General features: G+C 34.3%; 9 protein-coding genes and 1 pseudogene. 9 read left to right on the top strand and 1 reads right to left on the bottom strand.

The genetic code is table 11. The features are described from left to right. Positions 1-205, top strand: a pseudogene (locus tag PHT93_RS10485) (ATP-binding protein); the annotation flags it as partial. A gap of 238 nt (positions 206-443) precedes the next feature. On the opposite strand, the gene PHT93_RS10480 reads toward PHT93_RS10485, so the two are convergent. After that, on the bottom strand, positions 444-926 hold the full coding sequence (locus PHT93_RS10480; protein WP_300242611.1) for a hypothetical protein: 483 nt from the start codon (positions 924-926) through the stop codon (positions 444-446). A 530-nt stretch (positions 927-1,456) separates the two neighbouring features. On the opposite strand from PHT93_RS10480, the gene wecC reads away from it, so the two are divergent. The 8 genes from wecC to PHT93_RS10440 are packed head-to-tail and all read left to right on the top strand — an operon-like array spanning position 1,457 to position 9,586. Continuing rightward, positions 1,457-2,656 carry a UDP-N-acetyl-D-mannosamine dehydrogenase gene (gene wecC, locus PHT93_RS10475; RefSeq protein ID WP_300242609.1) on the top strand — a complete coding sequence of 400 codons (1,200 nt, stop codon included), beginning with the start codon at positions 1,457-1,459 and terminating at the stop codon, positions 2,654-2,656. A gap of 8 nt (positions 2,657-2,664) precedes the next feature. Further along, positions 2,665-3,789, top strand: a complete 1,125-nt coding sequence (gene wecB, locus PHT93_RS10470) for a UDP-N-acetylglucosamine 2-epimerase (non-hydrolyzing) (protein WP_300242607.1) — start codon at positions 2,665-2,667, stop codon at positions 3,787-3,789. Between the two features lie 40 nt (positions 3,790-3,829). Further along, positions 3,830-5,149 (top strand): oligosaccharide flippase family protein, encoded by a 1,320-nt coding sequence (locus PHT93_RS10465; protein WP_300242605.1) that lies wholly within the window; start codon positions 3,830-3,832, stop codon positions 5,147-5,149. Continuing rightward, entirely contained in the window at positions 5,133-5,636 is a 504-nt protein-coding gene (locus PHT93_RS10460; protein WP_300242603.1) for an acyltransferase, read from the top strand. The genes PHT93_RS10465 and PHT93_RS10460 overlap by 17 nt, the downstream gene beginning before the upstream one ends. A 4-nt stretch (positions 5,637-5,640) precedes the next feature. Beyond that, the gene (locus tag PHT93_RS10455; protein ID WP_300242601.1) at positions 5,641-6,375 is read left to right on the top strand and encodes an acyltransferase; all 735 of its coding nucleotides are present in this window, start codon (positions 5,641-5,643) and stop codon (positions 6,373-6,375) included. Continuing rightward, the gene (locus PHT93_RS10450; RefSeq protein WP_300242599.1) at positions 6,372-7,421 is read left to right on the top strand and encodes a glycosyltransferase; all 1,050 of its coding nucleotides are present in this window, start codon (positions 6,372-6,374) and stop codon (positions 7,419-7,421) included. The genes PHT93_RS10455 and PHT93_RS10450 overlap by 4 nt, the downstream gene beginning before the upstream one ends. Beyond that, positions 7,405-8,574 carry an O-antigen ligase family protein gene (locus tag PHT93_RS10445; protein WP_300242597.1) on the top strand — a complete coding sequence of 390 codons (1,170 nt, stop codon included), beginning with the start codon at positions 7,405-7,407 and terminating at the stop codon, positions 8,572-8,574. The genes PHT93_RS10450 and PHT93_RS10445 overlap by 17 nt, the downstream gene beginning before the upstream one ends. Then, on the top strand, positions 8,561-9,586 hold the full coding sequence (locus PHT93_RS10440; protein ID WP_300242595.1) for a glycosyltransferase: 1,026 nt from the start codon (positions 8,561-8,563) through the stop codon (positions 9,584-9,586). The genes PHT93_RS10445 and PHT93_RS10440 overlap by 14 nt, the downstream gene beginning before the upstream one ends. The last annotated feature ends 32 nt before the right edge of the window (positions 9,587-9,618 follow it).

Below are 9,618 nucleotides of genomic sequence, written 5' to 3'. Positions count from 1 at the left end.
TTTGAATCAAATGCGGGTAAATAATGCAGTAGTTTCTTCAGCCGTCGCTGATTTTAAGATCGACCGATATACATTTGAAGTGGGTGGTAAAAACAAAACACAGGAACAAATTAAAAACACCCCAAATGCTTTTATCGTAAAAGACGATATTGAGTACGGTTATAAAAATAGTATTCCTCTGTGGGCATTTGGCTTAAATTATTAAAATGCGAATGCGTAAGCGAGCAAAAAAAAAGACCGGCCTCAGCGAATGAGCGTAAAGAAAAATGCGAAGCGAAAGCGTTAAAAACAGATTGCTGTTTGAGCGCAGCGAGTTTCAATCTGTTTAGCGAAAGCGCAGCCTTTTTTAGCTCAGGCGCGACAGCCTTGATCTTTTTTGCTTCCGTTTTTTGGATCAAGCCAAAAAATGAAGTGGGGTCACAGGGGCAAAGCCCCCTTAGAAACTAATCAAAATCACCGGTAATTTCAATTTTTCCGGCCATCTGCAACAATTCACCCGCAGAAGGCTGTTGCCTCCGGAGATACTCCGCCATCGTCCTGAGTTTAAACGGATAATCAAACGAAAGCAACAACCCGAACGCGACACTTAAATACGAAATTCGGCCAACTTTTTTGTTTTTCTCAAGCATATACATCAATTTTAAAACTAATTCCGGTTTATAAAGCGAATGCCGCAATTCACCCAGCGGAGTTTCCTCCAACAGATAGATCAAGAGCGACTCGCGATCATGCTTATACACCCGGATTAAAAACTTACGATAATAGTTTGGTAACGATTTCCAGTAGGCGAAAGCCAAATGAAAAAGATCTCGTTGAAGGTTTTGGAGCTGTTCGGCAGATAAATCTTTTTCTACTTGCTTGTAAACAGCATACGAAGGACGCTTTGTCCCCATTACGGATTGAATCCGTAACATAAACTTTTTCATAGTTAAAATAGAAGGGGGAATATTAATCCCTTCCATTGCCCTATCAGAAAATCGGAGGATTTTGTACGGGAAAAACGTAGCCAAAAGGAGAAGGGTTTATCGTTAGATTTTGAGGGAATATAGTTTTGGCATATGAATTTCAGGGCGCAAAAATAATATATCTTACTTTTTTATCAAGAAAAAAGTAACAAAAACAACACAAGTTGGACCTCACTACACTCAGACAGCCAACGCCGAATGGAATTTGCAACAACGCCTGGAAAATGTCGGGAAATGTCGGGGAACCAATGTCGGGCGGGATTTGTAATCCCGATTTCATCCTTTGTTCATAATAATTCATCGGTCAAACATTTTTTATAGGGGATTTCAAATCCCAAGTGACGGTTTTGATTTTTTAGTCAAAAAAATATAGACTATGGTGTTTTTCTGAAAAGAGTATAGTCTTTTTCCAAAAAGAGTATAGTCTTTCCTGAAAATGGCAGTAGGAAATAAAAATAGAACTTTATAAAACATAGAATTGATTATAAAATATGAAAGCAGTATTTATGGGATTAGGCTACATCGGATTACCGACCGCAGCCGTTGCAGCGAGTAAAGGCATTGATGTAATCGGAGTAGATATAAATCCGGATGTTGTAAATACGATCAATTCCGGTAAAATTCATATTGTAGAGCCTGAGTTAGACAAGGTAGTCAAAGACGTAGTTGAGAAAGGTAGCCTGAAAGCGAAGTTACAACCCGAAGAAGCGGATGCTTTTCTGATTGTTGTTCCAACCCCTTTCCGTCAAAATCATCGTCCGGATATTTCCTACGTAGAATCAGCTACAAGAGCTGTTCTTCCCTATCTGAAAGAAAACGACTTATATATTATTGAATCCACTTCTCCTGTACATACAACAGAGAAAATGGCGGATCTGATCTGGAAGGAACGTCCTGAACTTAAGGGTAAAATCTATATAGCTTATTGTCCTGAACGCGTTCTTCCCGGAAATGTAATTTATGAATTAGAACATAATGATCGTGTGATCGGAGGTATCAATACGGAATCAACGGAAAAAGCGACTGTGTTTTATCAGCAATTCGTTAAAGGTAAGTTACACCCGACAAATTCTCGTACGGCAGAAATGTGTAAACTAACGGAAAACTCTTCCCGTGACGTACAGATTGCTTTTGCAAATGAACTTTCTATGATTGCCGAGAAAGCAAATATTAATGTCTGGGAGCTGATTGAATTAGCCAACAAACATCCGCGTGTCAATATTCTTCAACCTGGTTGTGGTGTTGGCGGACATTGCATTGCTGTTGATCCCTGGTTTATTGTCTCCGATTATACGGAACAGGCGCAGATTATTAAAAGAGCGCGTGAAACCAATGACTACAAGTCTGATTGGTGTGCGAATAAAGTATTGGAGGCCGCGGTTGAATTTGAAAAAAAATATGACCGTGAACCCGTTATTGCTTGTATGGGATTAGCATTCAAACCTGATATTGATGATTTGCGTGAATCACCTGCCAAGTATATCACTTCGCGCGTGGTGGCAGAGTCCAATGCCGAAGTTTTGGTTGTTGAACCAAATGTACATACACACACGACCTTTGCGTTGATGGACTATAAAGAAGCCTATACAAAAGCAGATATAGTTGCCTGGTTAGTACGTCATAAGCCCTTCCTTGCTATAGCGAAAGAAGAGAATAAGATTGAATTAGATTTTTGTGGAGTAAGAAAATAAGAAAAAATATGAAAAAGATTTTGCTGGTATTTGGCACCCGTCCGGAAGCAATAAAGATGGCTCCGTTGGTGAAAGAATTTCAGAAATATCCTGAACGGTTTGAAACCAAAGTTTGCGTAACCGCACAACATCGTCAGATGTTGGATCAGGTGTTGGATGTATTCGATATTAAACCGGACTACGATCTGGATATCATGGCTCCGAATCAAGACCTATACGATATTACATCAAAAGTATTACTGGGGTTGCGTGATGTATTAAAAGAATTCAAGCCGGAGATTGTGTTTGTTCACGGGGACACTACTACTTCTACTGCTGCCGCTTTGGCTGCCTTTTATCAACAAATCAAGATAGCCCATGTAGAGGCGGGGTTGCGCACATATAATCTGCAATCCCCCTGGCCGGAAGAAATGAATCGTCAGGTAACTGATCGGATTTGCGATTACTATTTTGCGCCGACTCCGATGTCAAAAGGTAACCTTCTCAAAGAGAATATCGATGAAAACAAAATATTTATTACCGGAAATACGGTGATTGATGCCTTGCTGATGGCCGTCGATATTATCCGTACCAAAGACGGCTTACAGGCAGAGATAGCACAAACCATTAGCGATAAAGGTTATCTGATTTCAGATAGAAACTATATTTTAGTAACTGGTCACCGTCGTGAAAATTTTGGAGACGGCTTCCTTAACATCTGCAAAGCTATTAAAGCTATTGCGACTGCGCACCCCGAACTGGATATCGTTTACCCGGTACATTTGAATCCGAATGTGCAGAAGCCCGTTTACGAATTGCTTTCGGGAGTAAGCAATGTCTATCTGATCTCTCCATTAGATTACCTCCCATTTATTTACCTGATGCAACATGCCCATATTATATTGACAGACAGTGGAGGCGTACAGGAAGAAGCTCCGTCATTAGGCAAGCCGGTATTGGTGATGCGTAATACAACCGAACGCCCCGAAGCTGTAGAAGCAGGCACGGTTAAGTTGGTTGGTACAGATTATGATGCGATTGTAAATGGAGTGTTGGAATTGTTGAATGATCAGGAGGTTTATAATAAGATGTCGCAAGCGCATAATCCGTATGGGGATGGAAAGGCTTGTGAGAGGATAGTTGAATTTTGTTGAAAAAGGGGTGTTGTTTCTATATTAAGCGTTTAGACGTATAATGATAAATAAAATTTATGTAAAAGTTGGTCAATTAAAAAATAATCAACTATTCAAAGATTCAGCATGGTCATTAATTGGTAATGTTATCGGTAAAGGCTTGGCTTTATTAGCCGGTATTTTAGTTGCTCGTTTCCTCGGTAAGGATATTTATGGAGAGTATGGTATGGTTAGAAATACAATACTTACAATAGGAACTTTTTCTACATTTGGCTTAGGTTATACAGCAACTAAATTTGTAGCTGATTTTAAATTTAATGCTCCCCACAAATTATCATTGTTTATTCATTATTCTAATAAAATTACTTTAATATTTAGTGGGATGATGGCAATATCTCTTTTCCTTTTTAGTAATTATATTGCTATACATCTATTTAATACAAGTCATTTAGATAGGTCTTTGCGTTTACTTGCTGTTTTGATTGTTTTTAATGCCATAACAACGACTCAGATAGGAGTCTTGTCTGGGTATGGAATGTTTAAGAAAATAGCTCAAATTAACTCTGTCATAGGTGTACTTACCTTTTTCTTTAGTGTAATTCTTACTTATTACTATGATTTATATGGAGCTTTATTAGCTCTCATCTTTGTTCAAATTATCAATTGTGGATATAATTATATGTATGTAAGAAAAGCAACAACTCAGTTTGCTGTGAGTGAAAATATAGATACAATTGAACAAAAAACTCTTTATAAAAGTATTATTCGTTTCTCAACCCCTATAGCGCTTCAAGAGGCTGTCTATTCATCTACTGCTTGGATTTCCAGTTTGCTATTAGTCCGTTTTGCCTCTTTTGGAGATTTAGGTATGTACTCTGCAGCTATGCAATGGAATGCTATTATTCTTTTTATACCGGGCATTTTAAGAAATGTAATATTGTCACATTTGTCGAAAAATATGAATAATGAGAAAAGGCATGAAGCTATTTTAAAACAGACTATTTTAATTAATTTTTTTGCAACAATAGTTCCTGCTCTGATTGTCTCTCTTTTTTCTGTTTTTATTGCAAGAAGCTATGGAAACAGTTTCCAAGGGCTAGAATTGCTTATCTCTCTTTCTGTTTTTTCTACTGTTTTTTCTAGTATTTCCAATGTTTACGCACAAGCATATATGTCTAAAGGTCTTAATTGGGTAATGTTGTTATTCAGAACTATAAGAGATGTCTCAGCGATTGTCCTTTTTATAGTGTTTATGTTGTATTTTAATTTTGATGGAGCTGAGTCTATGGTTATTAGTCATTTAATCTTTAGTATTGTCTTTTTGATAATTACAGTGTTGTTTTATAATAAAAAAAACAAGAGGAATGTTCGAGTCTATTAAGCGTATTCTTGTTCGTACTTTAGTATGCATATTACCAGAAACAAGAGCTTTTTCTTTTAAAAGAATATTATATCGAATGTTAGGGTATAAAATTGCTAAAAATGTACGGATATGTTCTAGTGTTAAAATTGTAGGTCATGGGATGTTGATTGTTGGAGAAAATACATGGATCGGACTAGATTGTACTATTATAGCAGGTCGAGGAACAGCCATTACGATTGGGAAAAATGTTGATATAGCCCCTCAGGTTTATATTGGTACTGGTACTCATGAAATAAATACAACAGGAGAGAGAATGGCTGGAAAAGGAATCAATAAAAATATCACAATAAAAGATGGTACATGGATAGGTGCGAGGTCTATTATTTTGCCAGGTGTAACAATAGGCAACATGTGTATAGTTGCTGCAGGAAGCGTTGTTAATAAATCGGTGGAATCATATAAACTAGTTGGAGGAGTTCCTGTTCGAGAATTAAAAAAACTATAGAAATATGTGGAATAAAATTAATCAGATAAGAAGATTTTACAGAGTTAGTGTTTGGAGAACACTGTTGTTTAATTTTTATATGTTACCTTTTTCTCAAGCAATAAAACTGCCTATATTGCTTACAAGAAACGTTCGTTTCTATAATTTATCAGGAAAAGTCATATTAAAAGGAAGAGTAAAACCTGCTATGATACGTTTTGGATTTTTGGGTGAAGATAATCTTTATTGGAATTCAGAAAAAATAATTTTAAATATAAGTGGTTGTTTAGTATTAACTCATAATATTCATTTTGGTAATGGTGTTCTTATTCGTGTCGAAAGAAATGCAAATATTGAAATAGAAGAAAATGTAAGTATAAGTAATAAAGTGAAAATTATTGCATATAAATCCATTCTTATTAGACAAAATACAAGAATAGCGTGGGAAGTACAAATTTTGGATACTACATTTCACTATATTAGAAATTTGGGTGATATGACTTTTGGAGAATTAAATGCTCCTATAATTATAGGAGAGAATAATTGGATCGGTAATCGAACCTCCATAATGAAAGGAACGAAAACGCCAAATTATACTATTGTTGCATCTGGAAGTTTAGTTAATAAGGATCTAAATGTCCCTGAATATTCTATTGTTGCAGGAACTCCTGTAAAACTTATAAAAACAGGAGTATATAGGGTTTTGAGTAAAGAAGAAAAAGAAATCATAAATTCTTTAAAGAAAAATAGTTTGATATGAATGCCGTTTTTTTAGTGGGGAGTTATGTCCCTCATCAAATATTATCTATAAATTCTCTTATAGATTTCTATAAAATAAAAATTTTTTCATTTTCTGTAAGTAAAAAATATACCTACATACCGAAAGAGACAAATAGTTTCAAAACTTATTTACTACATGATTATACAAGAAAAACTCTTTTAGAGGAAATTCAGAAAATAAATCCGGATCTCATTGTGACCGCAGGTTGGATGATTCCAGAGTATAATTGGGTTTGTAAGAAAATGAAAAAAAGAACCTCTATCCCAATTGTCGCTTGTTCTGATACTCCATGGTATGGTACTTGGAAACAACGAATAAATGCGTTTATTAGTCCTTTTTATCTTAAAAAAGCATTTACGCATATTTGGGTAGCGGGAATGAGACAGTACGATTACGCTCGTAAATTAAAATTCGTTAACGCCCAAATCCTATTTCATTCACTTTGTGGTGATATGTCAACTTTTTCTAAAGTTGACATAACTACAAAAAAAACAAAAGGATATCCTAAAAACTTTTTGTATGTGGGACGCTATACTGAGATCAAGGGATTGAGGAATTTAATAAAAGCATGGAGTTCAATACCTGATAAAAAAGGTTGGACTTTTACTCTTATAGGAGCAGGCGAAATGAAACAGAACCTAATGGCAATTGAGGATTTTATTGTAAAAGATTATATGGCTCAAGATGAATTGATTGAAGAGTTTCAAAATGCAGGCTGTTTTGTTCTTCCTTCTATAAAAGAACCTTGGGCATTAGTAATACATGAAGCGGCTATAGCTGGACTTCCTATTCTTTGTACTGAAACTTGTGGTGCTTCACCTCATTTTGTAATTAATAATTTTAATGGTTTTCGTGTTTGCGATAACTCAATAAATGACTTGAAAAAGAAACTGATGCTAATTATGGATCTTGACGTTGATTCGCTTTTGACATTCTGTAACAATAGTCGAGCTCTTTCAACAATAATTACACCTCAGATACAATCTGCCAGTTTAATGCAATTACTTAATGAAAAGAAACAGTAGTTTCAATATATATACAGGCAGTATTATACTGTTGTTTGCAATAGCTCCGTTTGTTATGGCTTTTGATAATATGGATAGGGCAGAGTTATTGTCTGCAAGAATATTACCAAGTTTTATTCACTCTATTGCCAATATTATACGATGGGGACTCTTTTTCTTTATGATTATGTTTTCATTATATAAAATAACTAAGAAGAATAGACTCTTCACTATTACTAAGCCCGTTTTTCTACTTTCTGTATTTTATTTTGTTCAGTTTTTATATGCCATAATTGATGGAACAGACTATTTACGCTTTTTTCTGATGTCTTTATTAAGTTTGTTAATTCCTCCTTTTATAGGATATGCTTTACATAAAAGTGTTAATGTTTTAAGAACTTTTGCATATATCATTTTATTTTTCATAGTATTATCTCTAATAATGAATGGACATCTCTTATTGTCTGGCTATAGATTCTATGGGTTTATGAATAATCCAAACATGTATGGAATCTCTACAGTCTTTTGGATAGTAGTTCTTCTATTGTCGCAAAAATTCAATCAGTTAAACAGTAAATTTTATAGTTTACTATTTTCTTTTCTTATACTAACGATGATTTTTACAGGATCACGTAATGCTATGGTAGGTTTAATTCTTATCTTATTGTTTAATTCTTATCAAAATGTCACAAAGTTAATGTATGCAATCTCTTTTGTGTTTTTACTGCTCTTCGTTGTATCGTATTTTGTTGATCTCTCTTTTATATTTGATCGATTGTTTAATATTGCTAATGCTGTACAAGACTCAGGTCGAACAGCTATATGGCAAAGAGCTTCTCATGCCATAAACACAAATCTTTGGTGGGGAAATGGCCTAGATGCAAATTATAGTATTGCAGATACTGGTAATATGCACAATTGTTATATCCGATTTCTTCTTAATATGGGCGTTTTTTTTACTGTTGTGTCTTTGCTGTTTTATTTTGGCTCAATTATAAGTGTTTTAATAAAAAGAAGAAGTGTTCCCCTTCTCTTGGGAGCGTTCCTCTTAACTTTTGCATTGATGAACATTGGAGAAGATTATTTTATAGGATTGGGGTCTTCTATTTTTATCTATATTCTTTTTATTTATGGTTTTATCAATTATTTTTTGACTAAAGATGTTGTTACTTGATAGCTTATATATCAATAATGGAGGAGGAAAAGTTCTTTTGGATTATTTGGTTGAACGATTAGAACAATCGAACAGAGAAGTTTTTTATCTTTTTGATGAACGGTGTAAAAAAGAGTTTCAACAAATCCCTAAAACGAGAAAATTGTTTCTGAAAGCCTCATTATGGAATCGATATTGGTTTTATAGAAAACATCGAGGTCTATTTTCTAAAATATTTTGTTTTGGGAATATACCACCATTAACAAAGCAAAAATGTCAGGTTATAACCTATTTTCATCAACTTCTTTATTTGAAAAATCCATTTAATATATATATTAAAGAAAATACTTCTTTAAAACGCTTCTTCAGTTTGTTGTTTCGCCAGCTTTTCTTGAAATCTCTATCTGGAAATTCAAACAAATGGTTTGTACAGCTTCCCTCTTTAAAAATTGAACTATCTGATAAATATGAAATAAATATAAATAATGTGGATTTAATGCCTTTCTATCCTTCAATTCCTAAAGATGGTAATAGCTATGAGCGAATACAGAACGCGTATTTGTATGTTAGTGGTGGATCTCCTCATAAGAACCACCAATTGTTAATAAATGCTTTTTGTCGATTTTATGACAAAAAGAAGGAAGGTAAGTTGACCCTGACCATTCCTGATAACTTTAGTGATCTTTGTGATCTTATAAAAGAAAAGCAAGACAAAGGCTATCCTATTAATAATATAGGCTTTGTCAAGAGAGAAAATCTTTATAAATCTTATCAAACCCATGAATATTTAATATACCCATCTTTGGCGGAAAGCTTCGGTTTGGGAATTGTAGAAGCAATAGAACATGGATGTAAAGTAATAGGGGCTGATTTAAAATATATGCATGATGTTTGTATTCCAAGCTTGATTTTTAATCCGTATAAAGAAGATGAATTAATCAAGGTTTTTGAACGTTCGCTAGATAAAGACGTGAAAACTACTCACTTAAATATCAAGAATAGAATAAATGAAGTGTTGAAATTATTATCATGATTTTTTTAACTGTTTTTTTATATTAGATAGGA

The organism is Massilibacteroides sp. (assembly GCF_028705895.1).
Taxonomy (GTDB): domain Bacteria; phylum Bacteroidota; class Bacteroidia; order Bacteroidales; family Tannerellaceae; genus Massilibacteroides.
This window is presented reverse-complemented; position numbering and strand designations above follow the sequence as displayed.